Source organism: Kitasatospora sp. NBC_01266 (assembly GCF_036242395.1).
GTDB lineage: Bacteria > Actinomycetota > Actinomycetes > Streptomycetales > Streptomycetaceae > Kitasatospora.
Window position 1 is genome coordinate 4931960 of sequence record NZ_CP108458.1, and the last position, 17350, is coordinate 4949309.

12 protein-coding genes are annotated in these 17350 nt (G+C 73.5%); 7 read left to right on the plus strand and 5 right to left on the minus strand.

What is annotated here, in order from left to right; all coding sequences use genetic code 11:
* Positions 1-241: 241 nt before the first annotated feature.
* From OG403_RS21675 to OG403_RS21685, 3 genes are all read left to right on the plus strand, one after another.
* Positions 242-3412, plus strand: a complete 3171-nt coding sequence (locus OG403_RS21675; RefSeq protein WP_329566873.1) for a helix-turn-helix transcriptional regulator — start codon at positions 242-244, stop codon at positions 3410-3412.
* A 296-nt stretch (positions 3413-3708) separates the two neighbouring features.
* A complete protein-coding gene (locus OG403_RS21680) occupies positions 3709-5364 on the plus strand; it encodes a S53 family peptidase (protein WP_329566875.1) in 1656 nt (551 codons plus the stop codon).
* A gap of 114 nt (positions 5365-5478) precedes the next feature.
* Positions 5479-5709: a hypothetical protein gene (locus OG403_RS21685; protein ID WP_329566877.1), complete on the plus strand. Its 231-nt coding sequence runs from the start codon at positions 5479-5481 to the stop codon at positions 5707-5709.
* Between the two features lie 69 nt (positions 5710-5778).
* Here OG403_RS21685 and OG403_RS21690 read toward each other — a convergent pair whose 3' ends face one another.
* From OG403_RS21690 to OG403_RS21705, 4 genes are all read right to left on the minus strand, one after another.
* The gene (locus OG403_RS21690; RefSeq protein WP_329566879.1) at positions 5779-6111 is read right to left on the minus strand and encodes a hypothetical protein; all 333 of its coding nucleotides are present in this window, start codon (positions 6109-6111) and stop codon (positions 5779-5781) included.
* Between the two features lie 268 nt (positions 6112-6379).
* Entirely contained in the window at positions 6380-6733 is a 354-nt protein-coding gene (locus tag OG403_RS21695) for an FmdB family zinc ribbon protein (RefSeq protein WP_329566881.1), read from the minus strand.
* A 262-nt stretch (positions 6734-6995) separates the two neighbouring features.
* The gene (locus tag OG403_RS21700) at positions 6996-8300 is read right to left on the minus strand and encodes an MFS transporter (protein ID WP_329572435.1); all 1305 of its coding nucleotides are present in this window, start codon (positions 8298-8300) and stop codon (positions 6996-6998) included.
* A gap of 506 nt (positions 8301-8806) precedes the next feature.
* On the minus strand, positions 8807-10291 hold the full coding sequence (locus OG403_RS21705) for a potassium/proton antiporter (protein ID WP_329566883.1): 1485 nt from the start codon (positions 10289-10291) through the stop codon (positions 8807-8809).
* A gap of 352 nt (positions 10292-10643) precedes the next feature.
* Here OG403_RS21705 and OG403_RS21710 point away from each other — a divergent pair, with 352 nt between their 5' ends.
* Positions 10644-13379, plus strand: coding sequence for a penicillin acylase family protein (locus OG403_RS21710; protein ID WP_329566885.1), 2736 nt, complete (start codon positions 10644-10646; stop codon positions 13377-13379).
* Here OG403_RS21710 and OG403_RS21715 read toward each other — a convergent pair.
* Positions 13363-13974, minus strand: coding sequence for a 5-formyltetrahydrofolate cyclo-ligase (locus tag OG403_RS21715; RefSeq protein WP_329566887.1), 612 nt, complete (start codon positions 13972-13974; stop codon positions 13363-13365). The two genes, OG403_RS21710 and OG403_RS21715, sit on opposite strands and share 17 nt — an antisense overlap.
* A gap of 64 nt (positions 13975-14038) precedes the next feature.
* Here OG403_RS21715 and OG403_RS21720 point away from each other — a divergent pair, with 64 nt between their 5' ends.
* From OG403_RS21720 to glp, 3 genes are all read left to right on the plus strand, one after another.
* The gene (locus tag OG403_RS21720; RefSeq protein ID WP_329566889.1) at positions 14039-14890 is read left to right on the plus strand and encodes a GGDEF domain-containing protein; all 852 of its coding nucleotides are present in this window, start codon (positions 14039-14041) and stop codon (positions 14888-14890) included.
* A gap of 50 nt (positions 14891-14940) precedes the next feature.
* Positions 14941-15861 carry a UTP--glucose-1-phosphate uridylyltransferase GalU gene (gene galU, locus OG403_RS21725; protein ID WP_329566892.1) on the plus strand — a complete coding sequence of 307 codons (921 nt, stop codon included), beginning with the start codon at positions 14941-14943 and terminating at the stop codon, positions 15859-15861.
* Between the two features lie 74 nt (positions 15862-15935).
* Positions 15936-17255: a molybdotransferase-like divisome protein Glp gene (glp, locus tag OG403_RS21730; RefSeq protein WP_329566894.1), complete on the plus strand. Its 1320-nt coding sequence runs from the start codon at positions 15936-15938 to the stop codon at positions 17253-17255.
* Positions 17256-17350: the final 95 nt, after the last annotated feature.

The following is a 17350-nucleotide window of genomic DNA, read 5'->3' on the forward strand; positions in this document are numbered from 1 at the left end:
GGCGTACTCGGGGGCCCGAACCCACGCATGGGGTTCGGGCCCCCGAGCATGCCGCGCAGCCGGGACTTTGCGCTGGGTCAACGGCCGTGAACTCAGCGTTTCGGGTGGTCGTCGGCCGTGCCGCGGTTATTGACGGGGCGTTCGGGGCGGGTTGAGATGGACCTTCTTCTCCGGGTCGCAGTTGGCTGACCATGTGTCAGGTTCATGGTGCGGCGCGGGCGACAGGGAGGTGACTCAGCGGATGGCCGGGGGCGGGGGACGGGACGGGGCAGCGCGGGACCTGATCGGACGGGAGGCCGAACTCCGCGCCGCCCGGGAGGCGTTGCGGGAGGCCGGCACGGTCCTGCTGACCGGCCCCGGGGGCATCGGGCGCAGCGCCCTGGCCACCGCCCTCGCGGCCGAGGCGGCCGGGCTCGGCACCACCGTGCTGCGCTGCACACCGGCGGCGCCGGAGCGGGCGCTGCCCTACGTGGGCCTCTGCGACCTGCTGGCCGGGCTGCCGGGCGGGTGGTTGGACGCCCTGCTCGACGGCCTCCCGGCGCAGCGGCGCGCCGCGCTGGGCGGGGCCCTGCTGCGCGGCGCCCGGCCCGCCGCCGCCGTGGACCGGCTGGCGCTCGGCCTCGCGCTGGCCGAGCTGTTGCGGACGCTGGCGGGGCGGGCCCAGGGAAGCGGGCTGCTGCTCGTGCTGGACGGGCTGCAGTGGCTGGACGAGCCGAGCGCGCAGGCGCTCGGCTTCGCGCTGCGGCGGACGGGGGCGGGGGTGCGCGTGCTCGCGACCCTGCGCGATGGTGCGGCGGCCGTCCGCTGGTGGGAGATCTGCCCGCCGTCGACCGTCGAGTCGCGGCTGACGCCCTTGGCACCCACCGCCCTTGCCGAACTGCTGGCACGCGAACTCGGGGGCCCGCTGCCGGTGGCGCTGCTGCGTGACGTTCAGCTGGCCGCGGCGGGAAATCCGGGGCAGGCACTGGAACTCGCGCGGGTCGGCTTCCGGTTCGGCCTGCTGGGACCGCACGGGGTGCCGACCAGCCTGCGCGCCGAGGTGCTGGAGCGCCTGCGGCCGTACGGGGCGGCGGAGCGGCGCCTGCTGCTGTCGGCCGCGGCGGTGGCCCGCCCGACACTGGCGCTGCTGCGCCGGGCGACGGGGGCCGAGCCGCTCCAGCTGCTGGACGGGGCGCTGCGCGCGGACGTCCTGGAGCTGATCGACCCGCCGCAGGACGCCGAACCGGCCGCGGCCGGTGGCGGATCCGAGGCCGAACGCCGCGCCGGGGAGCTGCGCTTCCGCGAGCCGGTGGTGCGCGCGGTCCTGCTGGCCGAGGCCTCGCCGACCGAACTCGCCTCCGCCCGCAGCGCGCTGGCCCTCGCCACCACCGACCCGGACGAGCGCGCCCACCTCGCCGCGCTGGCCCAACTCGGCGCGGCGGCGGGTTCAGCGGGCGCGGTGGGCTCGGTGGCTGATGCGGCGCCGGACTGGCCGACCGCGCCGGACCGGCCGACCGCGCCGGACCGGCCGACCGCGCCGGACGCCCGCACCCTGGCTGCGGCGGCACGCCACGCCCACCAGCGCGACGCGCCCGAAGAGGCCTACGAACTGGCCCTGTTGGCCGGCGGCCAGGACGCGCGCCGACTGGAGCACGTGGTGGACGCGGCCGACTACGCGGTGGCCGCCGCGCGCTGGCCCGAGGCCCGGGCGTTGGCGCTGCGGGCACTCGGCGGCGCCAACGCGCTGTCCCCGGCGGCGGTCGCGCTGCGCACCCGGGCCCGGGTGGTGCTGCTCCGCTCGGCCGGGCAGGCGCTGGCGGGGCTGCGGGAGGTGATCGCGGACGGCTTGGCCGAGGTCGGCGCGGTCCGGCGAACGCAGCTGGAGGGGGCGGGAGGTGACGGTGCCGGTGACGGTGCCGATGCAGCGGGGGAGACGGCGACGGCCCTGCGCTGGGCGGAACCCGAGCTGCTCCGCTGGGCCGCCGAGCGCCAGCTGCTCGCGGGCAGCCCCGGGCGGGCGCTCCCGGTGCTGCGGGCCGCGCTGGCCTCGCTCACGCCCTCCTCACCTGTGCCGTCCTCGCTCGCGCCGTCCTCACCTGTGCCGCTCTCACCCGTGCCCTCCTCGCCCGCGCCACCCGTGCCCGCCCTTGGCCCGGTGGCCCAACGAGTCGCCGTGCTCGAGACGCTCGCCACCGTGCGGGCCGCGCACGGTGACCTGATGGCCGGTCGGCGAGCGCTGGCGGAGGCCACCGCCTTGCTGCGCCAGGTGGAGCGGCGCACCGTGCGACACGAACTCCGCCTCGGTCTGCTCGATGCCGAGCTGAGTCTGGACGATCCCGCCGCCGTCCGGATCGCCTTGGCCGCGACCGGTGCGGCCGCCGCCGGCGTGGTCACTCCCGCGGTCGCGGGCCCGGCTGCCCTCACCCTGCGCTGCGCGGCATACGCCCAGCTCGGTGACGCGGCGTCAGCGATGGCGATGGCCGGCCGACTGCAGGAGGTTCTGGCCGCCGCCGGGGAACCGCTGGCCGGCGCCGCCCCGGCCGCTCCGCCCGGTCCGGTGCACGGGCTCGCGCTGCACGCGGTGGCGCTCGCCGAACTGGCGGGCGGCAGCGCCGACCGGGCCGGGCAGCTGGCGCGCCGAGCGGCGGCCTGCTGGGGGGCGGTCGGCGATCGCTGGCACCAGGTGCGCGCCCTCGGCACGCTCGGCGAGTCGGCCCTGCTCGGCGGCGATGCCACTGCCACGGCGGCCGGGGTGGAGGCGCTTCAGGAGGCGCACCGGCTGAGCACGGCGGCGGAGCTGGCGGACCCGGCCGCCGTGCGCAGGCTCGCGCTGCTGGTCGAAGGGCTCGCGGCGCTGGGGGAGCACGGCGCGGCAGCGCAGGTCCTGGGCCAGGCCCGCGAGTTGACCGTGCGGTGGGAGGGCGTGCCGGACAGTCCGGCACGGGCCGCACTGGACCGGTCCTGCGGGCTGGCGCAGGCGGGCCTGGGGAACGGCCGGGCCGCGGCTGATCTGCTGCGGTCGGCGGCGGAGCGGCAACGCGCGGCGGTACTGCCCTTGGAGGTGGCCAGGACGCTGCTGGCCCTCGGGTCGGTCGAGCGGCGCCTGCGGCATCGGTCGGATGCCCGGACGGCACTCCTGGAAGCCCGGCAGCTCTGCGCGGAGCACGCGGCCGGGCCCCTGCTGACCAGGGTGGAGCGGGAGTTGGAGCGCCTGGAGCAGACGGTCGCCCTGCCGGGCACGGACGGTGGACTGCTGACGGCCAGTGAGCAGCGGATGGCAGGCCTGGCCGCCGACGGCGCGTCCAACCGCGAGGTGGCCGCCGCTCTCTTCGTGAGCGTGAAGACCGTCGAAGGCACCCTCTCCCGGGTCTACCGCAAGCTCGGTGTGCGCTCCCGAGTAGGTCTCGCCCGAGCCCTCGCCGCCGGCAGCTGAACCGCCCCGAGGTCCCACCCCACTCCCCACCGATGCCGCACTCGTGCCTCGGTCCATCGTCATGCCCGAGTGCGCCACGACCCCAGCAGACCCCCAGCAGACCCCGGCAGCAACCGGCATGACGTCCGGCGACATCCCAGGACACGATCGCGACATACAACCAGCAGGGGATATCCCTCTTTTGACGGTGGATCGACAAGCCTAGCTTGGAGCTACCCCAACCAAGGCGCCAGGCTCGGCCGCACCTGCGGCAGTCGGCGCCCTCGGTCGATCGCTCCCGTCTCAGGAGGACTTCTGTGAAGCTCCGCATCAGGCCTGTCGTCGGACTGCTCGCCGCTCCACTGCCGATCATCGCGCTGGCCGCCGCGCCCGCGTTCGCCGCCCAGCCCGCCGCCCAGTCGCCCGCCGCACTGCGCGGGGATGTCGTGGCGGCGGTCAGTCACTCCGTCCGCACCGGCGATGTCGCGGCCGGGCAGCGGATATCCGTGGCGGTCAGCCTCGCGCAGCGGGACACGGCAGGGCTGGACGCCTTCCTCAACCAGGTGACCGACCCGAACTCCGCCGAGTACCAGCACTACCTGACGGTGGACCAGTTCGCCCAGCGGTTCGGGGCGACCCCGGCAACGGTCGCCAAGGTCTCCGCCTACCTGGCGGGCCAGGGGCTGCAGGTCGGCGACGTGACCGCCAACCGGCTCACCATCGAGGCCAGTGGCACCGCGGCCCAGGTGCAGAAGGCCTTCGGGACCAGCCTGGCCACCTACCGGGACAACCAGGACGGGCACAGCTACTTCGCCAACACCAGCGAGCCGGTGCTGCCCGCCGACATCGCCTCCGTGGTGACCGACGTGTCCGGCCTCAACAGCTACGCCAAGTACACCCACTTCAGCACCAAGTCGACCGCCCAGGCGACTCCGGACGCCAGCTCCAAGACTCCCGCCGGGCTGAGCCCGACCAACGCGCAGGCTGCCTACAACCTCACCTCCACGATCAAGGCCGGCACCAACGGCAAGGGCGTCACGGTCGGACTCCTGGAGTTCTCCGGCTTCCAGCAGTCCGATGTGGCGGCCTACGACAAGGGCTTCGGCCTGAAGCTCCCCGCGCCGACCGTGGTCAACGCCGGCGGTGGCACCACCGACCTGTCGGGCCAGGACGAGGTCGACCTGGACATCGAGGTCGTCCAGGCGCTGGCGCCCGGCGCGACGATCAAGGTCTACGAGGCCCCGAACAGCGACGCCGGCGAGACCGCGGTCTACAGCAAGCTGGTCAGCGACAACGTCCCGGTCATCTCCACGAGTTGGGGCACCTACGAGGCGGGCGAGACGCCGAGCAACCGGGTGGCCGTCGACGCCGACCTCCAGGAGGCCGCGGCGCAGGGCCAGTCGGTCTACGCCGCCTCCGGTGACAGCGGCTCGGACGACGCCGGCAACGGTGGCACCTCGGTCGACTTCCCGGCCTCCGACCCGTGGGTCACCGGGGCCGGCGGCACCACGCTCTCGCTGGGCTCCGGTGGCGCCTGGAAGAGCGAGACGGCCTGGTCCGGCAGCGGTGGCGGGGTCTCCTCCTACTTCAACACGCCGAGCTACCAGACGAAGGTCAACAAGGGCACCTACCGGTCGGTGCCGGATGTCGCCTCCGAGGCCGACCCGAACACCGGCTGGGCGGTCTACACCGAGGGCGCCTGGAACGTGTACGGCGGCACCAGCGCCTCGGCGCCGAACTGGGCGGCCTTCACGGCGGTCTACGACAGTGCGGCCAAGGCCAAGGGCAAGGCCTCCTTCGGGTTCGCGAACAGCCGGATCTACACGCTGGCGGCCTCCAGCTCCTACGCCTCCGCCTTCCACGACGTGAAGTCCGGGAACAACGGGGCCTACAGCGCGGGCACCGGCTACGACAAGGTGACCGGGTGGGGCTCCTACAACGGGGCCAACTTCCTGAAGGCCGAGCTGGGCTGATCAACGACGTCCACCGCTGGGTGGGCAGCGCCAGGGGCCGGGCCTACGCCTGGCCCCTGGCGCCGTGCCAGGCCATAGGCTGGACGGGAGTGAACCCGGACCGGAGGCAGGACGATGGCAGGACAGCACGAGCGGGACAGCCGGAGCGAGCAGGACCAGCAGCCCGCGGCTCCGACCGCCGCGAAGCCGGGCCCGGCCGCCCCCGCGAAGAAGACCAAGCTGGTGTTCGCGGACCCGCTGAGTCGGCAGACGGCGGATGACACCGACACGGGCTGGGGCGAATCCGGGGCTTCGCGCGGTCTGGACTGGTACCTGAGCCAGCGACCCCCGCACCACGGCGGCTAGTCAGCCTACTCAGGGGCCGGCAGGCCCGGAAGCGGCCGAGTGCCCTGCTTCCTGCCCCGCGCCGCACCCTCACCGCCCCGAGGGGCAGCGCGGTGCCGCTGCCGAGGTCGGCAGCGATTGCGGGCCGACCGGAGCTGCCGGTCCGGGCGGGCCGGGGTAGAGCGGACCGGCGGCGATCGCCGTGGCGGCGGCGAGCAGGCTGGTGGCCAGCACGCCCGGTCGATGCCGCACCGCCTGCCGCAGGCGCTGCCGCCCGCCACCACCACGCCGGATCGGGCGGAACTCGGGGACGGTCTGCCGCGGCGGCAGCGGGGACGGGCACCGGGGCGGCGGCTGCTGGGCGCACCGCCGGGCGGTCGGTGACGGCGGCGCGGTCGTGCTCGTGGTCGCGGTCGTGGTCATGGGATCCACCTCCGTGTCGGGCGCTCGGGCGGGGCTGCCTGGGCTTGCCGGACCAGCATCCGACCCGCACACCACCGCGCCCAGCCCCCACCGAATTCCTGTGGATAACCCAGCACCTGTGGACAACCCGCAGCCTCCACGCCGCACCGCGGCACCACGCAGCACCGCCTCACCGCGCACCGCACCGCACCATGACGCGGAAAGGCCTCTGGTGGCGCCCGATCGGGCGCCACCAGGGGCCTTTCCGCAAGAAAATCCGGAAGCCGCCTCAGCTGGCCGAACTCGAGGTCGAGCTCGAGGACGACGACGAGGAGGTCGAGGACGAGGAGCTCGAACTCGACGACGAGGTCGACGAGGAACCCGCTCCAGATCCCGAACCGGTGCTCGAGCCCGAGGACGACGCCCCCGTCGAGGTCGACGCGGACCCCACCGAGCTGCTGGAGGAGGAGCGGCTGTCGGTCCGGTAGAACCCGGAGCCCTTGAACACCACGCCCACTGCCGAGAAGACCTTGCGCAGGCGTCCCTCGCAGTTGGGGCACACGGTCAGCGCCTCGTCGGTGAACTTCTGCACCGCCTCAAGGCCGCTGCCGCACTCGGTGCACTGGTACTGGTACGTGGGCACTTGTCTTCCTCCTGGCACTCTCGCCTGATGAGTGCTAACGACGGTCCATGATGCGGCATTCCGCTTGATCAGTCCAGCGCCGACATGGCGCCGCGGGGGTACCTCGTCGGCTGTGCCGCCGGATTCGGCGACGAACCGGCGACGAACCAGCGACGAACCGGCGACGAACTGCCTACCGACCGGCGGCTGGCCGACGACGCACGAGCGCCGGACCGGCCCGCGGCACAGCCCCGGACCACGCACCGGAGTCAGCGCGCCGGAGTCAGCGCTCCGACACCCCGGCCAGCGAGGCCACCGCACTGCCGCCGCCCCTGGCAACGGTACGGCCCCGGGTCCCCGGAGCCACCAGCAGCCGCCGCAACGTGACCAGCGCCACCAGGCCGAGACCCGACCCGGCCAGCGGCACCAGGAACCCGGTCCACGGCCCGCCGGCGTCGATCAGCTGCCCGGCCACGGTCGAGCCGACCGCCAGGCCCAGGCCGATCGCGCCGGTCAGCCAGGTGAACGCCTCGGTCTTGGCACCGTCGGCGACCAGGGTCTCGACCAGCGTGTAGCCGGTGATCAGGGTCGGCGCGATGGCCAGCCCGCAGACCAGTCCGGCCACCGCCAGCGTGGTCAGGTTGGGCATCGCCCAGAGCGTCGAGCAGCCGAGCACCAGCAGCGTGTAGCTGCCGAGCATCCGCTGCTGGGCCGAGTGCCGCCAGTTGATCAGCCCGTACAGCACGCCGGCCAGCATCGAGCCGCCGGCGAAGATCCCGTAGACGATGCCGCTCAGCCCGCCCTGCCCGGCCGCTTCGGCGGTGGCGGTGACCGAGATCTGCATGCCGCCGAAGACGCTGCCGACGCCGAGGAAGGTGCCGGCCAGCAGTCGCACGCCGGGCGAGGCCAGCGCGGAGGTCCGTCGAGCGCCGGGTTCGGGCAGGTGCCGGGCCGGGGCGGTGCGCCGCTGGGCGGCGAAGGCCAGCCCGCCGACCACGGTGAGCGCGGCCTCGGTGATCAGCGCGGCCGCCGGGGTCACCGTGGTGGCGATCGCGCCGGCCAGCACCGGGCCGATGACGAAGGTGAACTCGTCGGTCACCGATTCGAAGGCGAAGGCGGTGTTGAGGTGGGCGGGCCGGTCACTGAGCCGGCCCACCCAGCGGGCCCGGACCATCGCGCCGATCTGCGGCACGGTGGCGCCGGCCGGGACGGCCGCCAGGAAGAGCGTCCAGACCGGTGCGTGCCCCAGTGCCAGCGCGATCAGCGCGCCCACCGAGACCCCGTGCACCAGCACGCTGGGGACCAGCACGGCGGCCTGGCCGAAGCGGTCGGCCAGCCGGCCGGTCTGCGGCCCGACCAGGGCCTGGGCCACGGCGGCGACCGCCGCGACGGTGCCGGCGATGCCGTAGGAGCCGTTGGTGCCGCGGATCAGCAGCACGATGCCCAGGCTGAGCATCGCGTACGGCAGCCGGGCGGCGAAGGCGGGGACCAGGAAGGTCCACGCGCCGGGGGTGCGCAGCAGGGTGCCGTACCCGACCCGGATGGGCGTGCCACCGCTGTCCGTGTCCGACGTCACAGTGCTGTCCATCCTGTCCGGTGCCACAGCGCTGTCCGCCTCGTCCGGCGCGGTGAGCGGTCCGGACGCCTCGACTGCTTCGACGCTGTCGGCCGGGTGTGCCTGGGGATTGTCGACCGTTGGGCGGGCCGCCACGGTCGGTCCTTCCTGCTGCCTGGTAGCGCCTGCGGGGACGGGAAAGCCCCGACGGCGCCGAGAGTCGTCCTCTCGCGCGTCGACCGGGGTTGTTACCGGGTCCGACTGGCCGGGTGATGGAAGCGGGGCCAGGAAGTGCTGCGGACCGCGGCCGCCGAGCGGTCGCGCCAACTCTGCGTCAGGCAGATGTTGCGGGTGTCTGTTGATACCTCTGTGTCGGAAACGCACGGGTGATGCGTACCCGCGATCAAGTCTACGTGGGCGCGGCCAACTCTGTCTACGCGCATAGAAGACCCCCTCGCGCTGCCGCTGGCAGTCGCCGCGCCGTCGCCGGCAGCCCCCGGGCCCTCGCCCCCGCGCCGCCGCCGGCGGTCACCGGGCTGTCAGGTCCCCGCCAGCCACCCCGCGAGCTTTCCGCCCTTGTCCACCGCGCGCAGCCGCCGCTCGGTCGCCTCCTCGGCCGCGGTGGTGGTGACCACCAGCAGCTCGTCCTTCTCCCGCAGCACCGTGGTGCGGTCCGGCACGAAGCTGCTGCCCTCGCGCACCACCAGCGTCACGGCCGCCCCGGCGGGCAGCCGCAGCTCGCTGACCTCGACCCCGGAGATCCGCGAGCCGGGTGCCAGCGAGATCGAGAGCAGGTGGCCGTGCAGGTGCTCCAGCGGCGCCGACTCGATGCCGAGGTCCTGGCCGATCGCGCCCTCGGAGATCCGCAGCCGCTTGGCCAGCCAGGGCAGCGTGGGGCCCTGCACCAGGGTGAAGACGACCACCAGGATGAAGACCATGTTGAAGACGTCCTGGGCCCGCGGCACCTCGGCCACCAGTGGGATGGTGGCCAGCACGATCGGCACCGCCCCGCGCAGCCCGGCCCAGCTGAGCAGCGCCTGCTCCTGCCAGGGCAGCCGGAACGGGGTGAGGGTCAGCAGCACCGAGAGCGGCCGGGCGATCAGCACCAGGACCAGTCCGATCACCAGCGCCGGGACCACCGCCGAGCCCATCGTGGCGGGCGTGCAGAGCAGGCCGAGCAGCACGAACATGCCGATCTGCCCGATCCAGGCCAGCCCGTCCGCGAAGCCGCGCACCGCCGGGCCGTGCGGCAGCTTGGCGTTGCCGAGCAGCACGGCGCTGACGTAGACGGCCAGGAAGCCGGAGCCGTGCAGCAGCGCGCCGCCCGCGTAGGCGAGCGAGGTCAGCGCCAGCACCGCGATCGGGTACAGGCCGCTGGACGGCAGCGCGACGTGCCGCAGGCCGAGCGAGCCGAGCTTGCCGACCGCCAGGCCCACCGCGGCCCCGATCGCCAGCTCCGCGAGGATCGTGCCGACCAGCACGTACCAGGCGTCGAACGGCCCGGTGGTGGCGAAGGCGACCACCAGGATCACCACCGGCGCGTCGTTGAACCCGGACTCCGCCTCCAGCAGGCCGCTCAGCCGGGACGGCAGCGGCACGGTGCGCAGCACCGAGAAGACCGCGGCCGCGTCGGTGGAGGAGACGATCGCGCCCAGCAGCAGCGACATCCGCCAGTCCAGGCCGACCAGCCAGTGCGCGCCGGCCGCGGTGGCGAAGACGCTGATCCCCACGCCGACGGTGGCCAGCACGGTGGCGGCCGGCAGCACCGGTTTGATCTCGCGCCAACTGGTCTTCAGGCCGCCCTCGGCCAGGATCACCACCAGGGCCGCGTAGCCGAGCACCTGGGTCAGCTCCGCGTTGTTGAAGGTGACGCCCAGTCCGTTCTGGCCGATCACCACCCCGATGCCGAGGTAGAGCAGCAGGCTGGGCAGTCCGGAGCGGGTGGACAGGCGCACCGCCACCACGGCGACCAGCAGGACGACGGAGGATTCGAGCAGGAGCTTGTTCAGGTGGTCAACGGTCACGCAGGGGCACCTCGGGGTCGGGGACGGCCTTCGAAGGTCGGCCGGCGGCGCGGGAGGGGTCACTGTGGTGGCACGAATGGCCCCGAAACGCCTGGTCAGCGGCCCGGAGCGGAGTGGCGGACGACCATCCGCGGGTGATCACCGGATGAATCGTTAACCAGTCTAACATTTTACCTGATCTTTGACCTGGCCGGGTGAGCCGTCCCCCTCACGCGGGCCCGGTAGGGTCCCTCTGGTTCCACCGTGGGTGTCCCCCGTGCGCTCGCGCCACCTGAGTCGTCCTAATGTGGTGAGCGGTCACGGCCCGACCCGCTCCTGTGACGTTGCCCCGCTCCCAGCCGCTAGGACCCAGATGCCCCGCTCGTCCCGCGCGAAGAAGTTCCGGCGCGCCCGTCTGATCGTGCTTCTGCTCGTCGTGCTCCTGGTGGCCGGCACCGGCGCCGGCGGATGGTACGCGGTGCACACCGTGCAAGCCTCGCTCCCGCAGCTCAGCGGCACGATCAAGGTCCCGGGCCTGGGGTCCTCGGTGGACGTCGAACGCGACGCCAACGGGATCCCGCAGGTCTACGCCGACACGCCCGCCGACCTGTTCAAGGCGCAGGGCTACGTCCAGGCGCAGGACCGGTTCTGGGAGATGGACGTCCGGCGGCACATCACCGCGGGTCGGCTCTCCGAGATGTTCGGCGCCTCCGAGGTGAACGCCGACGCCTTCGTGCGCACCATGGGCTGGCGCGACGTGGCCCAGCAGGAGTACGACACCCAGCTCAGCCCGCAGACCAAGCAGTACCTGCAGGCCTACTCGGACGGTGTCAACGCCTGGCTGAGCCAGCACCCCGGCGGTGCCAGCGCCTCGCTGGAGTACACCCTGCTCGGCACCGTGCACAGCGGCTACAAGCCGGAGCCGTGGACCCCGGTCGACTCGGTCTCCTGGCTCAAGGCGATCGCCTGGAACCTCTCGGGCAACGTCCAGCAGGAGATCGACCGCTCGCTGCTGAGCCAGACCTTCACCCCGGACCAGATCGCCCAGCTCTACCCGCAGTACCCCTACGGCCGCAACGGCACCATCGTGCCGACCGGCACCGTCGACTCCGGCGGCAACTACCAGTCGCCGCCCGGCTCGACCGTCCAGAACGGCACCCAGCAGAGCGCCGCCATCACCCAGGGCCTGCTGCAGAACGTCTCGGACCAGATGGGTTCGATGCCGCAGCTGCTCGGCCCGCAGGGCGCGGGCATCGGCTCCAACTCCTGGGTGGTCGCGGGCAGCAACACCACCACCGGCAAGCCGCTGATGGCCAACGACCCGCACCTGGGCCCCAGCATGCCCAGCGACTGGTACCAGATGGGCCTGCACTGCCGGACCGTCAGCACCAGTTGCCCGTTCGACGTGACCGGGTTCACCTACGCCGGGATGCCCGGGGTGATGATCGGCCACAACCAGAACATCTCCTGGGGCATGACCAACATGGGCGCCGACGTGGCCGACCTGTACCTGGAGAAGGTCACCGGGCCGAACACCTACCTGGTCAACGGGCAGGACCAGCAGTTCGCCACCCGCCAGGAGACCATCAAGGTGGCCGGCGGCCCGGACCGGGTGATCACCGTGCGGACCACCAACAACGGTCCGCTGATCTCCGACCAGAGCAGCGAGCAGCAGCAGGTCGGCACCTACGCGCCGGTCGGCAACGCCGCGCCCGACCGCGGCACCACCGGCTACGGCGTGGCGCTGAAGTGGACCGGGCTCGACGACGACCACCAGAGCGGCCGGACCATGGACGCCATCTTCGGGTTCGACCAGGCGACCAACTGGACCGACTTCCGCGCCGCCGCCGCCAACTTCGCGGTCCCCGCGCAGAACCTGATCTACGCCGACACCCAGGGCAACATCGGCTACCAGGCCCCGGGCGTGATCCCGATCCGCGGCAAGGGCGACGGCAGCTACCCGGCCCCCGGCTGGGACTCCAGCTACAACTGGCAGGGCACCATCCCGTTCAAGTCCCTGCCGTACGAGGAGAACCCCACCGCCGGCTACATCGTCACCGCCAACCAGCCGGTGGTCGACCAGTCCTACAAGTACTCGATCACCACGGACTGGGACTACGGCACCCGGGCCAAGGAGATCACCGACCAGATCAACGCCAAGCTGGCCAACGGCGGCAAGATCTCGCCGGACGACATGCAGTCGATGCAGCTGGACAACACCAGCGTGATGGCCCAGACCCTGGTCCCGATGCTGCTCAAGGAGCAGATCAGCGACCCGTACGTGCGCCAGGCCCAGGACCTGCTCAAGGACTGGAACTACGACCAGGACGCCGACTCGGCCGCCGCCGCCTACTACAACGGGGTCTGGCGCCAGCTGCTGATCCTGGCCTTCGGTCAGAAGTTCCCGGCCGCCCTGCGCGCGCAGGGCGACTGCCTGCTGGTCCAGCAGAAGGTGGACCCCAACCAGCCGGCCGGCACGGTGGGCGGCGAGACCAAGGTGGTCACCCAGTGCGGCACCCGCAGCCCCAACCAGGCGCAGCCGGACGGCGGTGACCGCTGGACCGAGGTGGTCCGCCAGCAGCTGGCCAACCCGAACAGCCCGTGGTGGAGCTACATCGACTCCAATCACCAGCAGCAGCACGGCCTGGACAACATCCTCAAGGAGGCGATGAAGGACGCCCGCCAGGACCTCACCGCCCACCTCGGCAAGGACATCTCCACCTGGAGCTGGGGCCGGCTGCACCAGCTGAACCTGAAGAACCAGACGCTCGGCATCAACAACGACGGCTTCTTCTCCGGCGTGATGCACCGGCTGCTCAACCGCGGCCCGGTCAACCTCGGCGGCGGCTCGGCGGCGGTCGACGCCGCGGGCTGGACGGCGGCGGCGGGCTACGACGTGGACTGGATCCCGTCGATGCGCATGGTGGTCGACCTGAGCGACTTCGACGCCTCGCGGTGGATCAACGTGGGCGGCGAGTCGGGGCACGCGTTCAGCCCCAACTACGACGACCAGACCTCGCTCTGGTCCCAGGGCAAGCTGCTGACCTGGGCCTACACCAGCAGCGCGGTGCAGGCAGCGACCAAGAACAAGCTCACGCTGACGCCGTGACCCCGGGCCCAAAGCGGTGCACGCCGGCCGGGGTGACGGCGGCGTGCACCGGCCGGTCGTGCGGCTCGGCGGGCACCAGGGCGAGCAGTTCCGACTCGTAGAGCAGGGTGGCCAGCAACGGCTCGGCGCCGAGCCGGGCCAGCCGGGCCAGCACCCGGTCGTAGGAGCCGCCGCCGCGCCCCAGCCGCAGTCCCCGCCGGTCCACCGCCAGGCCGGGCAGCAGCACCAGCCCGGCCGTGGCGACCGCCGCCGGGCCGAGCCCGGGCGCGGTCGGCTCCAGCAGGCCCCGGCCGGCCGGGGCGAGTCGCTCGCGGCCCTGGTAGGGCGCCCAGTCGAGGTCGTTGTCGGGCAGCAGTACCGGCAGCAGCACCGGCACCCCGCGCTCGTGCAGCAGCTCCAGCAGCGGCCCGGTGCCCGGTTCGGCGCCCACCGAGACGTAGGCGGCCACCGCGGCACCCGGCGGCAGCAGCGGCAGGGCGCGTTCGGCCAGCGCGAGCGCGGCGGCCGCCCGCCGTTCGGGGGACAGCGCGCGGCGTTCGGCCAACAGGTGTGACCTCAGGGCGGCCTTGTCGTTGTACAAGGGATCGTCGGTCATGGCCGCTCCTCGGTAGGCGGGTGGTCCGCCGATCCTCTCGCACCCGTCCCCGGCAGGGAGTCCGATGCCCACTGAGCTCCTGACGCAGGCGGCTGCCGTGCTCAGCGCACCGCTGGCCGGGCTCGGCGCGCTGCTCGCCGTGCGACTGCGCCGCGCGGCCCGCGCGGGTGCCGCCCGGGAGGGCCGGCTGCGCGGCCAACTCGCCGAGCTGGAGCAGCGCTGCGCCGAGCTGGCGGACAGCGCGGCCCGTGATCCGCTGACCGGCGTGGCCAACCTCGACGGGCTCAGACGCATCCTGGAGCGCGAGGTGGCGCACTGCCGCCACCGGCCGCCGGCCCAGCCGCAGCGCGCACTGGCCGTGGTGCTGCTGGAGGTCGAGGGCTTCGAGCAGGTCACCGCCGAGCACGGGCGCGGCCGGGCGCAGGCGAGCCTGCGCGACCTGGCCCAGCGGCTCGGCCTGGAGGTGCGCCGTACCGACACCCTGGGCCGGTACGGCGGTACCGAGTTCCTGGTGGTGCTGCCCGACACCGACCGGGCCGGCGCGGTCACGGTCGCCGAGCGGCTCTGCTGGACCGTGCGCCGGCACCGGCTGCTCGACTGGTCGGGTGCCCCCTGGTCCGCCGACCCGGCGCCGGGCGGTGGCAACGGCCTGCGCGCCACCGCCGGCATCGCGGTGCTGCCCGCCGACGGCACCCATCCGGTACCGCTGCTGCGCGCCGCCGACCGCGCGCTGGCCGCCGCGAAGCGCGCGGAGCGGCCGGAGCAGCCGGAGCGTCCGGAGCGGGCTCAGGCCCGGCCGAGGGGCGCGGAAAGGCACGGTAATCTGGCGCCCTGTGCCGGTTCGGGCCCGATGGCCCGCGCCGGTGCCACCCGTACTGTCGCTGCCGTGACCGGAGCCGACGAGGTCCACGCGTAGCAACCTCGCCACTGGTCAGGGTGGTCATCCTGCCTGAGTAAGGTCAACGCATGACGACGACGAATCCCCGCCTGCCCGTCACCAAGGCCGTCGTGCCTGCCGCTGGTCTGGGAACCCGCTTTCTGCCGGCTACCAAGGCCACGCCCAAGGAGATGCTGCCGGTCGTCGACAAGCCGGCGATCCAGTACGTGGTGGAGGAGGCGGCTGCCGCCGGCCTCTCCGACATACTGATGGTCACCGGCCGCAACAAGCGTGCCCTCGAGGACCACTTCGACCGGGCCTACGAGCTCGAGGAGCTGCTCGCCCGCAAGGGCGACGAGGACAAGCTGCGCCGGGTCCGCGAGTCCGTCTCGCTGGCCAACATGCACTACGTGCGCCAGGGCGACCCCAAGGGCCTGGGCCACGCGGTGCTGGTCGCCGAGCAGCACGTGGCGGGCCAGCCGTTCGCGGTCCTGCTCGGTGACGACCTGATCGACCCGCGCGACCCGCTGCTCTCCCGCATGATCGAGGTCCAGCAGGAGCTGGGCGGCTCGGTGGTGGCGCTGATGGAGGTCGACCCGGCGCAGATCCACCTCTACGGTTGCGCGGCGGTGCAGGCGAACGGCTTCGGCTCGGACGTCTTCCACGTCACCGACCTGGTCGAGAAGCCGGAGCCGGCCGACGCGCCGTCCAACTACGCGGTGATCGGCCGCTACGTGCTCGACCCGGCGGTCTTCGAGGTGCTGAAGAAGACCGAGCCGGGCCGCGGCGGCGAGATCCAGCTGACCGACGCGCTGCGCACGCTGGCCTCGTTGAGCCTGGAGGAGGGCGGCCAGGTGCACGGCGTGCTCTTCGACGGCCGCCGCTACGACACCGGCGACCGCGCGGACTACCTGCGCTCGATCGTCCGGCTGGCCAGCGAGCGCGCGGACCTCGGCCCGGAGTTCCGCGGCTGGCTGCGGGAGTTCGTGAGCAGCGAGATGCAGGACTGAGCAACAGCCGCAGAGTTGATCAGGCGCCGCGGCTGACGAGCCGCGGCGCCGAGGAGCGAGAGGCGACGGTGGCGATGGCCGAAGAGCATGGCAGCACTGCGGACGCGTGTGGGGCCCAGGCTCCCGGGCACCGCCACTGGACCGTCGAGGAGCACCTCGCCGACGTGCTCGCGGGCGTCGTCCCGCTGCCGCCGATCGAACTGCAACTGCTCGACGCCCAGGGCTGCCGGCTGGCCGAGGACGTGGTCGCGACCGGCGACCTGCCGCCCTTCGACAACAGCTCGATGGACGGCTACGCGGTGCGCACCGCCGACACCATCGGCGCCACCACCCGCTACCCGTCCGTGCTCGGCGTGGTCGGCGAGGTCGCGGCGGGCGCGGCCGAGCTGCCCAAGGTCGGCCCCGGGCAGGCGGCCCGGATCATGACCGGCGCGCCGCTGCCGCCCGGCGCCCAGGCCGTCGCCCCGGTCGAGTGGACCGACGGCGGCAGCGGGAGCGGACAGGCCGCCGACCGGATGGCGGCGCCGGTGGCCGGCGAAGAGGTCCGGGTCTTCCAGGACGTCGCCGAAGGCGCGCACATCCGCCGCCGGGGCAGTGACATCCAGGCCGGTGAGACGGTGCTGACCGCCGGCACCCGGCTCGGTCCGACCCAGCTCGGGCTGCTGGCCGCGATCGGCCGGGGCACGGTGCGGGTCCACCCACGCCCACGGGTGGTGGTGCTCTCCACCGGCAGTGAGCTGGTGCAGCCCGGCGAGCCGGTGGGTCCCGGGCAGATCTCCGACTCCAACAGCTTCACCCTGACCGCCGCCGCCCAGCAGGCCGGTGCGATCGCCTACCGGGTCGGCGGGGTGCCGGACGACGCGGCCGTGCTGCGCGGCGTGCTGGAGGACCAGCTGGGCCGGGCCGACCTGATCGTCACCAGCGGCGGGGTCAGCGTCGGCGCCTACGACGTGGTCAAGGAAGTCTTCGCCGACTACGCGGGGATGGACTTCCGCAAGCTGCGGATGCAGCCGGGCAAGCCGCAGGGCTTCGGCCGGATCGGCGACGGCGACGCGGGCGTCCCGCTGCTGGCGCTGCCGGGCAATCCGGTGAGCGCGTACATCTCCTTCGAGCTCTTCGTCCGGCCGGTGATCCGCACCATGCTGGGCGCCCCGGACATCCACCGCCCGGTGACCCGGGCCCGGTGCACCGGTGCCGTGCGCTCGCCGGCCGGGCGCCGGCAGTTCCTGCGCGGCTGGTACGACGGCGGCGAGGGCACCGTGACGCCGGTCGGCGGCTCGGACTCGCACCTGGTCGGGGCGCTGGCCCGGGCGAACTGCCTGATCGTGGTCGACGAGGACGCGGTGGCGGTGGCGGCCGGCGAGCGGGTCGAGGTCGTCCTGCTGCCGGACTGAGCGGCGCCGTCGAACGGTGTGCGGGACGGCGCTGCTGGGCCCTTCGGCCTAGCGCCACCGTCCCGCTGACGGACCGACGGCGATCCGGCGCGGGC

Excerpts from the sequence above, each read along its gene's own strand:
- OG403_RS21675 (WP_329566873.1), top strand. The coding sequence starts at position 242 with ATGGCCGGGGGCGGGGGACGGGACGGGGCAGCGCGGGACCTGATCGGA.
- OG403_RS21685 (WP_329566877.1), top strand. The coding sequence starts at position 5,479 with ATGGCAGGACAGCACGAGCGGGACAGCCGGAGCGAGCAGGACCAGCAG.
- OG403_RS21690 (WP_329566879.1), bottom strand. The coding sequence starts at position 6,111 with ATGACCACGACCGCGACCACGAGCACGACCGCGCCGCCGTCACCGACC.
- OG403_RS21700 (WP_329572435.1), bottom strand. The coding sequence starts at position 8,300 with ATGGACAGCACTGTGACGTCGGACACGGACAGCGGTGGCACGCCCATC.
- OG403_RS21710 (WP_329566885.1), top strand. The coding sequence starts at position 10,644 with ATGCCCCGCTCGTCCCGCGCGAAGAAGTTCCGGCGCGCCCGTCTGATC.
- OG403_RS21715 (WP_329566887.1), bottom strand. The coding sequence starts at position 13,974 with ATGACCGACGATCCCTTGTACAACGACAAGGCCGCCCTGAGGTCACAC.
- OG403_RS21720 (WP_329566889.1), top strand. The coding sequence starts at position 14,039 with ATGCCCACTGAGCTCCTGACGCAGGCGGCTGCCGTGCTCAGCGCACCG.
- galU (WP_329566892.1), top strand. The coding sequence starts at position 14,941 with ATGACGACGACGAATCCCCGCCTGCCCGTCACCAAGGCCGTCGTGCCT.
- glp (WP_329566894.1), top strand. The coding sequence starts at position 15,936 with ATGGCCGAAGAGCATGGCAGCACTGCGGACGCGTGTGGGGCCCAGGCT.